A 15592-nucleotide genomic window follows, 5' to 3' on the forward strand; every position below is an offset into this window, starting at 1 on the left:
CAGCGTCAACAAGGTGCAACCACGTACCGCTTCGTGACGTGCGTGCTCAACTCGCCGAGGGCTCATCGACCAGACGTCGAGACTGGGTGACGCTACTGGCCGGTCAGCGGCAGTACGGCACGGTGTGGTGCTGTCAGATCAGACAGGAGGCCTCTTCCGGGTAGGCCGTGACGGCCGGTCGGGTGTCGAAGAGCTGTACGAGGCGTTGCGAGGGGCCGTAAGCGTATTCGTCGCCGTCGAAGGCGGTCAGCACCAGCGCCCGCGGGGGACCCCGTTCGCCCGGCCCGCGCGAGGTGCCCCGGACTGGCTGTCGGGCCGGGTGATGCGGCGTAGGGACTGATTGCGGTCGACGTCCGGCCGGCCCATGTCCATGAGGGTGACGTCGGGTTGGAGAGTGTCGGCGGCGCGGACCGGGCGCGCGCCCGGAGTCGTGGGCGTACGAGAGTGGTCGATGCGGGCGGCCTGCTGATGGTCCCGCGGTTCCCCCGTTGTGGTGTCCTCAGTTCCTGAGGGCGCCCAGGACGGCGGTGGCCATGCCACGTTCACCGTGTTCGTTGGGGTGGACCCCGGCCGCCGGGCTGCTGGGGTTCCGCACGCTATGGACACGCATGATCGCACGGGTCCGTGAACCGAAGCGGGTGGTCGACCACCACCGGCGTGGACGTCTCCTCGAGCCGCGCGCGCCACAGGGTAGTGCATCGCGCCGGACTGTGCGATACGTCCGTGCAGGTCGGCGCGGGATTGTCGTTCAGCCGGCCTTGCGAGCCACGCCCCCGTAGAAGCCGATCTCGCCGGATCTTGCCGACGGCGGGGTGTCCGGGCGCCAGAATGGGACTTGGGCCAGGCCGGGCTCGATCAGTTCGAAGCCGTCGAAGAACCGCTCGACGTCGGCGCGGGACCGCAGGTTCAGCGTGGCGGTGGCCCTGTTATAGATGGCCTGGGCCGCGCTGCGATCAGCGAAGTCACCCGTGGCGTGCGAGAGCACCAGGATGCTGCCGGCCGGGAGCGCGTCGCGCAGGGTGGCGACGACCTGATCGGGCTTCTCCGCGTCGGTGAGAAAGTGGAGGACGGCGACGAGGAGCAGGGCAACCGGCTCGTCGAAGTCGATGACTCGGCGGACGTCGGGATGGTCCACGATGGCCCGCGAGTTGCGCACATCACCGAGCACGATGCTGGTCGCGCCGAAGCGGCTGAGCAGCGCGTCGCCGTGCGCCTTCACGATCGGATCGTTGTCGACGTACGCGACGCGCACGTCTGGGGCCACCTCCTGTGCGGTCTCGTGCACGTTCGGCGAGGTGGGCAACCCGGTGCCGACGTCGAGGATCTGACGGACGCCGCTGCGGACGACGTAACGGACGGCGCGCTGCAGGAAGGCGCGGTTGGCCTGCACGCCGATCCGCACCTCGGGTGCCGCAGCGGCGAGTTGGTCGCCGGCCTGTCGGTCCACCTCGTAGTTGTCCTTGCCGCCCAGCAGGTAGTCGTAGATCCGCGCAGGATGTGGCCTGCTGGTGTCTATCCCCTCGGTGCCGACGCCGTCCTGTCTCACGCTGCTCTCCTTTCGACCACCGCACGGCCCCCTTGCCCGCGAGCGGCTGACGACAGCTTCCCATATCAACTACCGTGCGCACGCCAGCAGTTACTCGCTCCAGTGGCGCTGCCATGGGCGGTGCGACTAGCCAGTTGGTGCGGTGGGCTGCGGTCGCGTCAGCATGGCGCGATGGACGATGAGCCGCTGGAGGACTGGGCGCGACGGCGTGAATAGGGCCGGGACCAGTCGAAGGGCCGCGGGTGTTCCAGGAGTGGGACGGCACCGACTGGGTGGCTGAGGGCAGCGCGCCTGACCTCATAGTGGCGAAGGCGATCCTGCATCCGGCGAAGCCCGCCGAGGAGAAGCCTGCCGAGTGGGGCGGTCCGGCGCTGGGCGAGGGGCGGCTCGTCCTTCGCATGCTCACCGGGGAGAAGCGTGAGCGCATCCCTTCGCATCGCACGGCGCCCGGAGTGGTTTCAGTCGGTGTGCCAGGTGACGGCGTTCTCGGGTTCTTCGCGGCTGGTGCGGAAGGAATTGACCGGGTGGTCGAGGTCCGGGTAGCCGAAGGAGATGCCTGCCACGACCCGTCGGTGGTCCGGGATCTCGAAGTGGTCGCGGAGGAAGTCGGCGTAAGAGGCGAGAGCGGCTTGGGGTGCCGCTGCCAGGCCGAGGCTGTGGGCGGCGAGCAGGAAGGTGTGCATGTAGAGGCCGCAGTCGACGGCGCCGTAGACGCCGAGGCCGGCCTCTGTGGTGATGATCGCGACGTGTGGGGCGTCGAACAGCTCGAAGTTGCGCAGCAGTTGCCGCAGCGTCCGTTCCTGGTCGCCCTTGGTGATGCCGAGGCTGCCGTACAGCTGGAGGCCGCACTCGCGGCGGCGCCGGCGGTAGACGCCGGTGTACTGGGCGGGGAAGGGGAAGTCGGGTGCCGGCGGGTTGCTCTGGACGTGGGCCAGGAGGTCTGCGCGCAGCCGCTCGGTCGCGGCGCCTTCGGTGAGGTGCACGTGCCAGGGCTGGGTGTTGCACCACGAGGGGGTGCGCTGAGCCAGGAGCAGCAGGCGCTCGATGGTGTCCCGGGGGACGGGGTCGGGCAGGAACTGGCGGCAGGTCCAGCGGTCGGTGAGGATCCTGTCCAACGCCTCGTGCAGGTCGGTGCTGGTGTCGGTGCCGAGGTGGGGGCTGGTCGGGTTCACGGGGGCGGCCTCCGCTGGTGCGGTCTCTTTTCGAGACCGCACACTATCCGGGGTGGTCTCTTTTTGGAACCGCGGCGGTAGGGTTGTGGCGTGCGTTACGAAGACCTCGCCGACCTGCCGTGCTCGATCACGCGCCCGCTGGTGATCCTCGGTGACCGCTGGACGCTGCTGCTCCTGAAGGCGTCGTTCTCCGGCGTGCGCCGGTTCAACGAGTTCCAGAGCGCGCTCGGCATCTCCCGCAGTCGGCTGCAGGACCGCCTCGGCCGGCTGGTCGAGCACGGCATCCTGGACCGGCGGCAGGCGGACGGCGGCGACCACGTCGAATACCGGCTGACCCGCAAGGGCCACGACATCTACCCGATCCTCATGGCGATCAGGGACTGGGGCGACGCCTACATGGCGCCCGACGGACCACCCGCCCGCTACCGCCACCGCGACTGCAGCGGCGAAGCCCACGTCACGCTCACCTGCGACACCTGCGGAACTGACGTCACCGCCCACGACATCACACCCGAACCCGGTCCCGGCCTGATCGCCCACTTCACTCGGCCCGCCGAGCGGCCTTGAAACCGGCTCCTCCGCGTCGCTACGGCCGGAGCAGGTGGCGTCTCCTGTACGCGCCGCCGATTGGGTGCTGGGTGGGCCCGCAGGCGGCAACAATGGCGCGATCACCGCCCGCGCGGCGTCCGACAGCCCAGGAGCATCCCTCACGACCGGTTCAACGATCCGGTGATCGGACACTCCCTAGCCCTGGCGCGGGTTCGGCTTCAGTACGGCGAACTGCGCGCCGTGGGGGTCGGCCAGCCACGCCATCCGGCCGACGTCGGGCACGTCGGAGGCCGGCATGAGCACCGATCCGCCGTTCTTTTCCACCTTGCTGACGATGTCATCGGCATCGGCGGTGGCGAAGTAGGGCACCCAGCGGGCGTCCTGGTGCCCCTCCTGGAGGGGTGCCACGCCGCCGAAGGAACCGTCCTGCTGGTCGCCGTCCTTGATGCTGAGCACCCGGTAGGTCATTCCGGGTGCCTGCATTTCCGCGGTCCGCCAGCCGAACAGGCTGTTGTAGAAGGCGATGGCGCGGACCGGGTCCTGGACGTGCAGCTCGACCCACACCAGCGTGTTGTCTTCGGACGCCGTCTCCAGGCCCTTGGTCTTCCCGGGCTGCCATACGGCGAATTTCGCGCCCTGGGGGTCGGTGAACTGGGCCAGCCAGCCCTCGCCCATGACGTCCATGGGCTCGGCGCGCACGGAGCCACCGCCCGCGACGACCTTGCCGGCGGTGTCCTGGATGTCGTCGGTCTTGAAGTACGTCGTCCAGGCCGGGCGGGCGCCCTCCTCGGTCAGGGGCCCGAGCGCGCCGATGGTCTTGCCGTCCTTCTGGAAGAACCCGTACCCGCCGGCTTCGGGCCCGGCGGAGACGAACTCCCAACCGAAGACGTTGCCGTAGAAGGTGGCGGTTTGGGTCGTGTCGGGACTGCCGAGGTCGATCCAGTTGGGCGATCCGGTACGGAACTCGGTGCCGAGCATGCGTTTCCTCCTGAGGGTCCGGTACGGACAACGCCCGCCACGATGCCGATCCGGAGCCGCCGCCAGGTGCATCGGGCCCGGCGGGGCGGGGGTTTCACCCGGACGAGTCAGTGAGAGCGTCGGCCCCACCTACGGATGGGACTTGGCCCCACCGCTCCTCCTGCCGGGAGAGGAGGGCCCGCCGTCCTCTCGTAGGGTCGCCGGGTCGGAGCAGGGACGAAGTAGAGCGGGGCGTATTCAGTGAACCTGGGCATTGTGGGGCAGGCGGTTGGGTTGTTCGCGGTCACCAACATCGACGACATCCTGATCCTCTCGCTGTTCTTCGCCCAAGGAGCTGGGCACCGTGGCGCCACTACCAGAATCGTGCTCGGCCAGTACCTCGGCTTCGCCGCGATCCTCGTGGTGGCGGGCGCCGCGGCGTTCGGCGCAACGTTCCTGCCGGAATCCGCCATCCCCTACCTCGGCCTGCTGCCGCTGGCTCTGGGACTCAAGGCCGCCTGGCAGGCATGGCGCAACCACAGCAACGGCGACGAGGACGAAGGCAGCGGCACCCACCAGGGCGGTCCCAGCCCGTGGGAAGTCGCCGCCGTCACCTTCGCCAACGGCGGCGACAACATCGGCGTCTACGTTCCCGTCTTCGCCACGGCCGGCGTGGGCGGGATGAGCGTCTACGCGATCGTCTTCCTCATCCTGGTGGCCGTGTGGTGCGTCGCGGGCAAGTTCTTCGCCACCCGCCCCGTCATCGCCAAGGCCCTCAGCCGCTGGGGCCACATCCTGCTGCCCGTCGTCCTCATCGCCATCGGTCTGCTGATTCTCATCGAAGGCGGAGCCTTCGGGCTCTGACCTCGGATGGGGCGGATTCGAGGGATCATCGCAACACTGGTGGTCAGCTAGCGCCTGGTGACGAGCCCGGCTGTGCCGGCCGATGTCGTGATACCGCTGAGTGAGCTACCGCCGCAGGCATCAGTTCACGACGGACGAGCGCAGCCTGGCGATCGCACGCAAATTCTCATCCCGGTTGTGGGCCCGCTTGAGCCACGCCGGAAGTTTGGCGAACATCGTCATCCTGAGCCCGGTATCAGCCCAGGTATCCTCGCGCAGGCTGGCCGCGACGTACTGCTCAATGGCCGTCAGATGCCTCAGGTTGTAGGCCCACAGCAATCCGTGCGCGGTCGACGTCTGCAACCACAAGGGCTGCCCGAAGAATGGATCGTCGACCTGGTCTGCGGCATTCCCCGGTAGCCGAAACGAGTGTCCCGTCATGTCCCGCGCGTAAGCGCAGGCCCGGCAGGCCAGGCGCCGGGGTCTGATGACGGGACGCTGCGGCCACGGCGGCTCGAAATGCGGGTGGTGCACAACCCGGGCGAGGCTCCTGCATCGGGGACACCTGATCAGAATCTCGTCCATATAGGCGTAGACACTGGATCTCGCGTCGCGGAATCGGCGTGCCGCATCGGCCTGTTGCATGCGCACCAGCATGCACTGTATCCATCGGCGCCGCACCGGACTTCCCTAGGCCATGGACCTGGCGAACCCGACGAGCACCATCACCCTGGCGAAATCCGATGACCGGTAAGGACATTAAGATCACGAGACGTCAGCTGGCGAGACGCCTATCGAGGCATTGGGCTGGGGTGTCCCAGCCGAGGGTCTTGCGAGGCCTGCTGTTGAGTTCGGCCGCGACTGCAGCGAGCTGATCGGTATCGACGGCGTCCGGCACCCGTTCCGGGTGAGCCCCCAATTCGGCGCGAGCGCAGGGTCGTACGACAGGCTGAGCGCGCACAGCGTGATCTGGTCGGCGGTGGTTCGGTGGCCGGGCATGAGCAAAGACCGGCGCAGGGTGACCAGCTCGCTGCCACCTGCCCGCCCTCGAACGAATGGCTCAGTGGCACCGTTGCCCGACGCATCGGGCAACGTGGACGCAACCCCACGGTGATCGGGACAGCAGCGACTCCGCCTAACATGCCGAACCAAGTCACCGTCCTGGCAGTGCAGGTAGTTGCCCCGGACGAGCGGCCATTGCCACTCGCTGAGCCCGCCTTCCCCTATGGTCGCACCAGCAACTACTCCGCCCTACGCCATTGGAGCCGGCTCTCACCATGATCCGATCTCAGAGGTGCCTGCCCGATTACGTGGATTTCCGTCCGTTGGGGCGCTGCAATCTTTCCTGTCCCTTCTGTTACGGCCCTCGCCACGGTGTTTCTTCGATGGGGGAGGACGACGCCTTTCGCGTGGTCGAGATTCTGCGGGCCGAGCGCGTCAAGGGCGTAGTGATCTCCGGCGGAGAGCCAACGCTGCTTCCCTACCTGGGGAAACTGGCGGCCAGCCTGGGCGCACCGTACCCGACGGGTGAGCCTGGAGCGCAGGTCGTGCTGTCGACCAACGGGCTGGCTCCGATCCCCGCCATGGAGAAGATCCTCCCGCATCTCTCGTGGATCGCCCTGCCCCTGGAGTCAGCCGACTCCAGCGAACACGCCGCGATGCGCATCGGGAACGCACGTCACCGGGAGCGGGTCATCGCTCTGCTCCGAGAGGTCCGGCGATCCTTTCCAGCAGTGCGGATCAAGCTGGGCACGGTGGTGACGAGACTGAACGCGAAGGGCGCCGACCGGGTGCTCGACCTGATCGAGGACGACCCTGTTCTGCCGGACATCTGGAAGGTCTACGAGATGTCCGAGACCAACTACGGAGCCGACAACCGAGATGTCCTGACGGTGGTGCCGGGAGAATTCGAGGAGGTTGTGCGGCGGTGCTCGAAGGCGGCGGCTGACCGTGGCGTGGAACTCCGCGTCTACCGCAACTCGACGAGGAACGGGAACTACTTCTTCATCGACCCGGACGGCGGCGCGGTTGTCATCGACGAGGGCGAGGAGCGTCGCCTCGGCTCGTTCTTCGAACTCTATGAGAGTGGGGCAGCATGGCTGCGGGATTCCGTCGCGAGCGGCGGCAACAAGGCCAACTTCACTTCGACCTACCCGACATGATCGCCCACTGAATCTCCAGATCCCGTCGCCGCCGGGACTTGAACTCCTCCTCCCAGCTCTCGTACTCCTCGACCGTGTACGAGACGGCCCAGTACTGCTCGAATCCTTCGGAGTCGACTCCGTAGAAGTGGCTGATCTCGCCGAACTCGATCTCGAACGTCGTGAGAGGTCGGCGCGTGCGATGGCGGGGATCAGCGGTCATGTAGGGCTCGAAGAAACCGACTTCGGATGTGAGAAGGCTCGTACCCGTGATGTCCTGAGGAGCGATGCGCAACTGGATGCGATCCCCGTAGGTGTCGCGGAGCCGCCGGTAACTGGCGATCACAGGCTTGAACGTCTGCATGTAGTCGCCGTTCTCGATGTGGCGCATGGCGACATCAGGGGTGTTCAACGGCGTTGTTTCGCCGGGCTCCGCCGGAGCCTCGCCGACCAGGAAGTAAGACGCCGTGCTGTTCCAGGGACTGCTGATGATCACTTTGACCTTAGCCCCCTGTTCCAGCTTCTTCTCGATGGCGGATTTGTAGCGTTCCAGCGGTCCCATGAAGTAGGAAGCGCCACCGAACGCGATGATGCGGATCAGCTCCTTCTCCCGCCTGATGGCCTCCGACTTGGCGACATTGCGGCGCTCGTTGTCGCGAGGACGATAGAAGTGGCTGAAGTTCTCCCGCAGTCCCACCACGGCCACCGCGTCGTCTCGTGCCGTGGCCAGGTTGTCCGCGGCGGCGACGCTCTGAGGGTGATCCTCGCCCAGCGCCGCAACGGTCAACTGGGCTGCTGAGTCGAGGGATTCGACGGCGCCTTTAATGAGGGCGTCCGCGTCTTCCGAGCGCGACGACCGGGCGAGCTCGAACTGGGTGACGGCCAGGTTGGTGCGGGTGGAGAGGGCGAGCGGGCTCTGCGCACCGAACCTCACCATGCTCTTCTGGGCCACTCGTTCCAGGACGCTGCGTGCCCGGCGAATGTCGTCCTCGGAGCCGGCGGCCCGCGCCAGTGTCAGTTTCGCGTCGGCAAGGGTTGCGACAGCGCTCAGCACTTCGGACTGCCCCTCGCCATGCTTGGCGAGCAGCTGCCCCGTGCAAGCGCCCAGTTCCGTCACCGCTTCCTCGAGCCGTTCCATGTCACCGCGCTCCTTCGCGATGCTCACCAGTACGGAGGCCAAGGTGACGCGGAGCCTCCCGGCCCTGGGGTGATCGGGGGCGCCGAGCAGGGCTTCGCGTGCGTGCCCCGCCCAGCTCTCCGCGAATTCGGTGTTGTGGGAGCGCAGGCAGATCACACTCAGATTGGTGAGGATGACGACGACTTCGGAGGCGTCCTCCGGTGCGGAGGAGGCTTCGCGTGCCCTGTTGAGAGCGTAGTTCAAGACCAGTCTGGCTTCGTCCATCTCGCCGTGCAGCGCCAGTTGTACGGCCATCCAGTTCCAGGCGGAGGGCGGAAAGACGGTCTGGCCCGCCTCGACCAGCTCCATGTATCGCAGCGTCCGCTGAATGATCGCCCGGGCGTTGTCACGCATGCCGAGGCGGCTGAGCAGGCGGGACAGATGGGTGATCCTGTCGATAAGTTCCCCATCGGGTTCGTCGGCGAGCTCAGCGGGCCTGAACAGCCGGACGAACTCGTCCATCTCCTCCTCGGGGACCGTACCCCAGTCCTCGTCGGAGAGGATCTTCTCCGCGATCGCGATGGCGTCAGAGATACCCCTAATCACTGTCGTCTCCTGGATCCACACCGTCGTCAGGTGAATGTGCGGTTTGGTTCTGGTCCAGCCAGTCGCGAATGCGCTGGATCTGGTGTGAGCCCAGGAGGTCGGCCCTCCCCAGATCGTCGAGGAGGTCCTCGACGATCTGACGCTTTTCCGGGGAGGCAGTGGGGTTGTTGTGGCGTGCCGACTGCTCGGGTTCTCCCGTCGGCGTCGTCGATTCCGGGAGCAGGCTCTCCAGCAGCTGGCGATCACTCAGACTCCGGAACCTGCCGAGGGCTTCCTTCACAGAGACCGCGTACAGAGTGTTCGAACTCTTCTTGGGGTTCATTTTGTTCGGCTGCTGCTGCAGAAGGATTCCCAAGGTGGCGCGAGGTGACATGCCGCTCGCCTCCCGTTCGACGGGACTGCCCGAATACCCCTTGTGGTTTTCGAGGTTCTGAGGGCACAGCAACTGAATGACATTGATGATTTCGCCGTCGCCCACTCGCTTTCGGATGGACGCGGAGGAGACCGTTCCCGCGAGTTCTCCGTCGTCGACCGCAGGTCGGTAGGTGGTGTGCCAAGGGTCGTCCCGCTTCGCTTCCTCGGGGAGCGGGATCCTCCGGTTCGGTATCCGAGGGAGATCAATCTCTATCAGTGCGATGTCTCCGCCGGGGAGCTCCGCCACCCTTCCGTCGAAGATCTCCTCGGCGGTTCCGTCGAACAGCGCCTTCGCGGTGTACACCTGTAAGAGGTCGCCGGGTTCCGGTCCGCGATCCGGTCCGCGACCCAGACAGTGGGCCGCCGTGATGACGAGGTCGTTCGTGAACCACAGGCCGCCGCCAAGCCAGCGCCCGTTTCGGTTCATGGCCACCCAGCATGTGTCGCACATCAGGGATCACCCCGCCCGCTCTATCGAGAGGGTGACCTCGAACGAGGCCTCACCGGAGGCTTTGGAGATGATGACTCCGGCCTCCACGGCCAGGGTCAGCCCGAACGTGATCTCCAAGCCGGATACTTTCCAGCCCGGGCGTTCCGGAAGGTTCTGCAGGGAGTCCTGCGCGATGCTGGACGCCTCTCTGATGGCTTCCTGCACTTCGGCGCTTCGTTCCGTCAGCTGAGCCGTTATCCGTGATCCCTCACGGATTTCTCGATATCCGAGATCGTCCAGCTCGACCACTTCGACTCGAACGCGTGCGTCATTCATGGTGTCCCCCCGCTGCGAATCGATCTCCCTCGCATCGCACAAGTAGGGCAGATTATAAGGAGGTTGACTTCTCGACGGCAGATGATCCGCCTTTCCCTCGCGGGCTTTTTCTCCCCTGGTGTCGCAGCGTCAACTCACATGCCCTCCAGTGCCGTTGGGGGCCTCCAAGCCGGCGGGGCCGGGCACCCGCGCCTATCAGGTTGCCTGTCAGTAAGGCGCTGACCAGAGGCTCGCGTCGCCGTTGCTTGGCGGCACCTGCGCCGTTCCGGCTCAATATTCGTTATCCGGCGACCGTGTAGGAGCGCGCTCCCGTCCCGGCGAGTCCACCACTGTCGACGATCAGGTACTCCGGGCGGATGGGGCGCCCGTCGAACCAGCACTCCAGGATCTCCCGGGTACCGGCCGCGTAGCGGGCCTGCGCCGAGAGGGTCGAACCGGACACGTGCGGCGTCATCGCCTCGTACGGCATGGTGCGCCAGGGATGGTCGGGCGGTGGCGGCTGCGGATACCAGACGTCACCGGCGTAACCGGCCAGTTGGCCGCTGTTGAGGGCCCGCACCACGGCATCCCGGCTGACGATGAGCGCGCGTGCGGTGTTGACGATGTACGAACCGCGCTTCATGGCCCCGATCAGGTCGTCGTCGAAGAGGTTCTGCGTCTTCGGATGAAGCGGAGTGTGGATCGACAGCACGTCGACCGAGGAAGCCAGCGAACGCGCGTCGGGATGCCAGGTCAGCTCCAGCTCCTCTTCGACCTCCTTGGACAGCCGGTGCACGTCGCAGTAGTGCAGCGTGACGTCGAACGGCTTGAGGCGGCGCAGTACCGCCTGGCCGATACGGCCGGAGCCGAGGACGCCGACGTCCATGCCTTCGAGGTCGTAGGCGCGCGAGACGCTGTCGGCGATGTTCCAGCCCTTCTTGGCGGTCACCCAGTCGTGGGCCGGCATGTAGTTGTGCACCAGAGTGAGGATCTGCATGACGGCGTGCTCGGACACGCTGATGCTGTTGCTGTAGGTCACCTCCGCCACCGTCATGCCGTGGGCGATGGCGCTCGGCAGGTCGACGTGGTCCGACCCGATCCCCGCGGTGATCGCGAGTCTGAGCCGGGGAGCGGAGGCGATCCGATCGGGGGTCAGATAGGCGGGCCAGAAGGGCTGCGAGATCACCACGTCGGCGTCGGGCAGCTCGCGGTCCAGGGTGGAGTCCGGCGCTTCCTTGTCGCTGGTGACGACATAGGTGTCGCCTCGGTCCTCCAGGAACCGGCGCAGTCCCAGTTCTCCCGAGACGCAGCCGAGGAGCTGCCCCGGGGTGAAATCTATGGTTTGTGGGGTCGGCGTTGTCTGACCGCCCGGATAGCCGGTGATGGCCGGAATCTCGTCGCGGGCGTAGTCGGGAGGATAACCGCCCACGGGGTCGGGATAGAGCACCGCAAGGATCTTTGCCATGGCCGTCCTCCATCGGTGGGGCCGCTGCTCCGGCTGAACCGGTCGGCTACCGATGATTTTAAATTTTAGTTGAGCATGCGTCGGCGCTGCAATCCCCAGGGGTAATAGGGAGGTGGGTCAGTGGATAAGAATGCGACTATTTCGATGAGGCCTGCGGCAGGAGTTCGGGCGACAGTGTGTACCGATCCGTGTGTACCGATCCGTGTGTACCGAACTGTGTTGTGTACGGACGCTTCTGATACGGGCGGATGAATCCGGGCCCGAGAGGGAATCCCGAGAGCCCGCATACATCTCCGGTGCGGAGCCCGAGCCGCGGGGCGATCCCGGGCCGGGAGGCGATTCCGCGCCGTCCACGCGAGCCGTTCCGCTCACGTCTGCGCAGGGGCGCCCTGGCGGCGATCGCGTTCGGCGGCGTTCCGGGCGGGTCGGCCCGCTACGTACTGGGACTGGCGTTTCCCACGCCTCGGGGGACGTTTCCGTTGACGACGATCGCCGTCAACGTGTCCGCTTCGTTCCTGTTGGCGCTGCTGCTCGTGTATGTGCTCGAGATCTGGCCGCCGACCCGACTCAGAGTTCTGAGTGTGTGGGTGCGGTGAGGGACTGTCCGGTCCAGATGGTTTTGCCGCTTGGGCCTTAGCGGCTGTCGAAGGATGGTGGCCTGCCACCGCGGCTGCTGCGCCGGATGCGGTTGCGGACCTGTCGGCCCGCACGATCGTGGAGTCGACCGACACCAGCCAGCGGACGTCGCCTGCCGCGTCGGCCTCCTCCTCTGGTGCCGGAAGATGCGGGTGAAGGTGCCGTCCCTTGATCCGCGGCGATGCCCGTCATTCCGGGCCGGCTGCCCCCTCGTCAGGGGGGGCCGTGTCCGCATCGGCCGGCGCCAGGCCGGGCTCCTCGATGACTTCCGGCAGTGCCTGTTCGGCCCAGATGACCTTGCCCTGGGGCGTGTACCGGGTGCCCCAGCGCTCGGTTATCTGCGACACCAGAAACAGGCCCCGGCCTCCTTCGTCCGTCGTCGCGGCGTACCGCAGATGCGGCGAGGTGCTGCTGCCGTCGGCCACCTCGCAGATCAGCGTACGGTCGCGGATCAGCCGGACGTGGATGGGCTCGGAGCCGTAGCGGATGGCGTTGGTGATGAGCTCGCTCAGGACGAGCTCCATGCTGAAGCCGAGTTCGGACAGGCCCCACTCGTCGAGCTTTTGGGACACGGCGTTGCGAATCCCCGCGACGGCGGCCGGGGCGAGCGGCACATCCCAGTCGGCGATCCGGTCGGGCGGCAGCCCCCGGGTGCGGGCGATGAGCAGGGCGACGTCGTCCTTTGGACGCCCAGGCAGCAGCTCGCGCAGCACGTCCTGACAGCTCTCCTCGGGCGACCGGTCGGGGTGGCCGGCCAGCGCATCGCGCAGCATTTCCATTCCCACGTCCAGGTCGCGCCTGCGGTCCTCGATGAGGCCGTCGGTGTAGAGCACGAGCTGGGCGCCCTCCGCGAGGTCCAGCTCGGCGGTCTGGAACGGCAGGCCGCCGACGCCGAGGGGAGGCCCGGCAGGCAGGTCCGGGAAGGTGACGGTTCCGTCGGGGTGGACGAGCGCGGGCGCCGGGTGCCCCGCGCGCGCCATGACGCAGCGGCGCGTAACGGGGTCGTAGATCGCGTACAGGCAGGTGGCGCCCACGACGCCCGCGGCACTCTCCGCACCCGTCTCGTCCTGGTCGATGCGGCCCACCAGGTCGTCCAAATGGCTCAGCAGCTCGTCGGGCGGCAGATCGAGTGTCGAGAAGTTGTGCACCGCGGTCCGCAGCCGCCCCATCGTGGCGGCGGCGTGGAGGCCGTGGCCGACCACATCGCCGACGGCCAGCGCCACCCGGCTCCCCGGCAGGGGAATCACATCGAACCAGTCTCCGCTCACGCCCGACTGGGCGGGGAGGTAGCGGTAGCCGACGTCGAGGGCGCTCTGCTCGGGCAGGGCCCGTGGCAGCAGGCTGCGCTGGAGGGTGACCGCCAGGGCGTGCTCGCGGGTGTAGCGGCGGGCGTTGTCGATGCTGACCGCGGCACGGGCCACCAGTTCCTCCGCGAGCGACAGCTCCTCCTCGTCGAAGGGCTCGTGTTGCTTGGAGCGCCAGAAGTTGGCCATGCCGAGCACGACGCCGCGGGCCTGGATCGGGGCGGCGATGAGGGAATGGATGCCGTAGTCAATGATCTCCTTGGTGCGCTCCGGGTCCTGTGCCTGCCAGCCCGTGTCGGTCGACAGGTCGGTCACCAACTCGGAGCGGCCGCTGCCGTAGCCGCGCGCCTGGGGCGTGGAAGGCAGAAAGTCGATCAGCCGGCCCTTCTCGTAGAGCGGATGATCGTCCCGGATGCCGTACACGGCCGTGCGTCGGATCTCCGTTGCCGTGGGGGCCGGCTCCTCGCCGCGCAGCACGGCGTCGGCCAGGTCCACGGTGACGAAGTCGGCGAAGCGAGGGACGGCGATCTGCGCCAGCTCGTCGGCGGTGCACTGCACGTCCAGGGTGGTGCCGATGCCGAGTCCGGCGTCGTACAGCAGCTTGAGCCGCTCCCGTGCGATCTCCGCACTGCCGGTCACCGCCTGCAGCTCGGTGGAGTCGCGCAGTGTCACCACCGTTCCCGTGGGACCCCCGTCGTGGTCCATGGGCCGCTGGTTGATCGCCAGCAGCCGCTCTCCGGCGAAGTACACCTCGTCAGTGGCCTCCCGCCCGGAGACGAGCAGCGCCACCGTCTCATCGTCGAGGCTCGACAGCTCCGACACGAGCCGTCCCTCGACGTCCGGGGGCAGCTCCAAAAGCCGTCTGGCCTCGTCGTTCGCCAGCAGCAGCCGCCCGTCGCCGTCGACGAGGAGCACCCCCTCGCGCACGGAGTGCAGCACCGCGTCGTGGTGGTCGTACATGCGGGTCATCTCGTCCGGGGCCAGGCTGTGGGTCTGCCGTCGCAGCCGCCTGCCCACCAGCGCTGTCCCGCCGGTGGCCAGCGCGAGCGCCCCGGCCCCGGCGCCCAGGATGATCGGTAGTTGGTGAGCCACCTGATTGCTCACGTTCTTGACCTTCAGCCCGGCGGAGACGAGACCCACCACCTTGCCGTTGGCGTTCTCGATGGGGACGGTGGCCTGTACCTCGCGGCCGAGCGGACCGTAGACGCTTTCCGTGTAGACCTTCCCCGCCAGCGACGGCCCGATGTTGCCCACGAACCGCTTTCCGATCCGGTCCGGCAGGGGATGGGTGTAGCGGATGCCCTTGGTGTCCATGACCACGATGAAGTCGACGCCGGCGGCCTTGCGCCCCGCCTCGGTGAGCGGCTGGAGAATCTTGCTCGGGTCGGGGCTCTGCAGTGCCGCCAGGACACCAGGAGAGTGCGCGAAGGTCTCTGCTACGGCTACGGAGCGGCGCTTGGCCTCGGCGTTGGTGTCCCGCTTCGACTGCAGGGCGAGGGCGAACACGGCGCAGGCCACGAGCAGCACTACCAGGGCCACCTGAAGGACAAACACCTGCCCGGCTACGCTTCGCGGGCTCTTGCTGACCAGTGGCCTGAGCGTTAGACGTCGAAAAACGGCGAAACGATTCGCCATGTGACCTTTCTAGCACTCATGATCCCGAGTAGCCATGGCCCGCCCGAGGAGTGATCTTCACTTGGCTCGGCCTCGGGTGACTGCTCCGGCACGCGTTGCACGGCCTCTGCCATGCCCGCCACCGCAGTGTCCTGGTCGGCGAGACCCTGTGTGCTCCTTCGCCGCACGTCCAGCGCGCTGCCCCGATGGGACAGGTGTCTGGCGCGTTCGGTGGTTTGCCGCAGCGGCGTCCACCGCTTCTCGAAGCAGATCGATTGCCGTGTCCAGATCCGGTGGGCACGCCCTCGACTTTGCGTGCCGTGCCTGCGTGTCTTGCTGCCACTGCTGGCATCGTCGTGGGGGGGGGGGGGGGGGGGGGGGGGGGGGGAGGGGGTAGGGGGGGGGGGGGGGAGGGAGGGGGGGAGGGGGGGAGGGGGTGGCACTGGTACAAGGGTGGTCCAGGACGTGAAGGGGGTATTGCGG

Annotated in this window: 13 protein-coding genes and 1 pseudogene; 5 read left to right on the forward strand and 9 right to left on the reverse strand. The window is 67.4% G+C overall.

What is annotated here, in order from left to right; genetic code table 11:
* Positions 1-748: 748 nt before the first annotated feature.
* Positions 749-1546: an SAM-dependent methyltransferase gene (locus ACZ4WS_RS27615; protein WP_467984413.1), complete on the reverse strand. Its 798-nt coding sequence runs from the start codon at positions 1544-1546 to the stop codon at positions 749-751.
* A 272-nt stretch (positions 1547-1818) separates the two neighbouring features.
* Between ACZ4WS_RS27615 and ACZ4WS_RS27620 the strand changes: the two are divergent.
* Positions 1819-1872 (forward strand): annotated as a pseudogene (locus tag ACZ4WS_RS27620) (hypothetical protein); the annotation flags it as partial.
* A 132-nt stretch (positions 1873-2004) separates the two neighbouring features.
* Here the strand turns inward: ACZ4WS_RS27620 and ACZ4WS_RS27625 are convergent.
* Entirely contained in the window at positions 2005-2718 is a 714-nt protein-coding gene (locus ACZ4WS_RS27625; protein WP_467984415.1) for a nitroreductase, read from the reverse strand.
* Positions 2719-2808: 90 nt separating this feature from the next.
* Here ACZ4WS_RS27625 and ACZ4WS_RS27630 point away from each other — a divergent pair, with 90 nt between their 5' ends.
* Positions 2809-3285 carry a winged helix-turn-helix transcriptional regulator gene (locus ACZ4WS_RS27630; RefSeq protein WP_467984417.1) on the forward strand — a complete coding sequence of 159 codons (477 nt, stop codon included), beginning with the start codon at positions 2809-2811 and terminating at the stop codon, positions 3283-3285.
* A 177-nt stretch (positions 3286-3462) separates the two neighbouring features.
* Here ACZ4WS_RS27630 and ACZ4WS_RS27635 read toward each other — a convergent pair whose 3' ends face one another.
* Entirely contained in the window at positions 3463-4245 is a 783-nt protein-coding gene (locus ACZ4WS_RS27635; RefSeq protein ID WP_467984419.1) for a VOC family protein, read from the reverse strand.
* 255 nt (positions 4246-4500) lie between these two features.
* Here ACZ4WS_RS27635 and ACZ4WS_RS27640 point away from each other — a divergent pair, with 255 nt between their 5' ends.
* Positions 4501-5088 carry a cadmium resistance transporter gene (locus ACZ4WS_RS27640; RefSeq protein ID WP_467984421.1) on the forward strand — a complete coding sequence of 196 codons (588 nt, stop codon included), beginning with the start codon at positions 4501-4503 and terminating at the stop codon, positions 5086-5088.
* Positions 5089-5208: 120 nt separating this feature from the next.
* Here the strand turns inward: ACZ4WS_RS27640 and ACZ4WS_RS27645 are convergent, their stop codons facing one another.
* A complete protein-coding gene (locus ACZ4WS_RS27645) occupies positions 5209-5724 on the reverse strand; it encodes a hypothetical protein (RefSeq protein WP_467984422.1) in 516 nt (171 codons plus the stop codon).
* 620 nt (positions 5725-6344) lie between these two features.
* Here ACZ4WS_RS27645 and ACZ4WS_RS27650 point away from each other — a divergent pair.
* On the forward strand, positions 6345-7229 hold the full coding sequence (locus ACZ4WS_RS27650; RefSeq protein ID WP_467984424.1) for a radical SAM protein: 885 nt from the start codon (positions 6345-6347) through the stop codon (positions 7227-7229).
* Here the strand turns inward: ACZ4WS_RS27650 and ACZ4WS_RS27655 are convergent.
* From ACZ4WS_RS27655 to ACZ4WS_RS27670, 4 genes are all read right to left on the reverse strand, one after another.
* Positions 7207-8952: a hypothetical protein gene (locus ACZ4WS_RS27655; RefSeq protein WP_467984426.1), complete on the reverse strand. Its 1746-nt coding sequence runs from the start codon at positions 8950-8952 to the stop codon at positions 7207-7209. The two genes, ACZ4WS_RS27650 and ACZ4WS_RS27655, sit on opposite strands and share 23 nt — an antisense overlap.
* Positions 8924-9772, reverse strand: coding sequence for a hypothetical protein (locus ACZ4WS_RS27660; protein ID WP_467984428.1), 849 nt, complete (start codon positions 9770-9772; stop codon positions 8924-8926). The genes ACZ4WS_RS27655 and ACZ4WS_RS27660 overlap by 29 nt, the downstream gene beginning before the upstream one ends.
* A gap of 30 nt (positions 9773-9802) precedes the next feature.
* Complete coding sequence (locus tag ACZ4WS_RS27665) at positions 9803-10111, reverse strand: CU044_2847 family protein (protein ID WP_467984430.1); 309 nt, start codon at positions 10109-10111, stop codon at positions 9803-9805.
* Positions 10112-10391: 280 nt separating this feature from the next.
* Positions 10392-11555, reverse strand: a complete 1164-nt coding sequence (locus ACZ4WS_RS27670; protein WP_467984432.1) for an NAD-dependent formate dehydrogenase — start codon at positions 11553-11555, stop codon at positions 10392-10394.
* Between the two features lie 296 nt (positions 11556-11851).
* Between ACZ4WS_RS27670 and ACZ4WS_RS27675 the strand changes: the two genes are divergently transcribed.
* Entirely contained in the window at positions 11852-12151 is a 300-nt protein-coding gene (locus tag ACZ4WS_RS27675) for a FluC/FEX family fluoride channel (protein ID WP_467984434.1), read from the forward strand.
* Positions 12152-12379: 228 nt separating this feature from the next.
* Here the strand turns inward: ACZ4WS_RS27675 and ACZ4WS_RS27680 are convergent, their stop codons facing one another.
* Positions 12380-15130, reverse strand: a complete 2751-nt coding sequence (locus tag ACZ4WS_RS27680) for a SpoIIE family protein phosphatase (RefSeq protein WP_467984436.1) — start codon at positions 15128-15130, stop codon at positions 12380-12382.
* Between the last annotated feature and the right edge of the window lie 462 nt (positions 15131-15592).

The sequence above is a fragment of the Streptomyces sp. NPDC029292 genome (assembly GCF_055569295.1).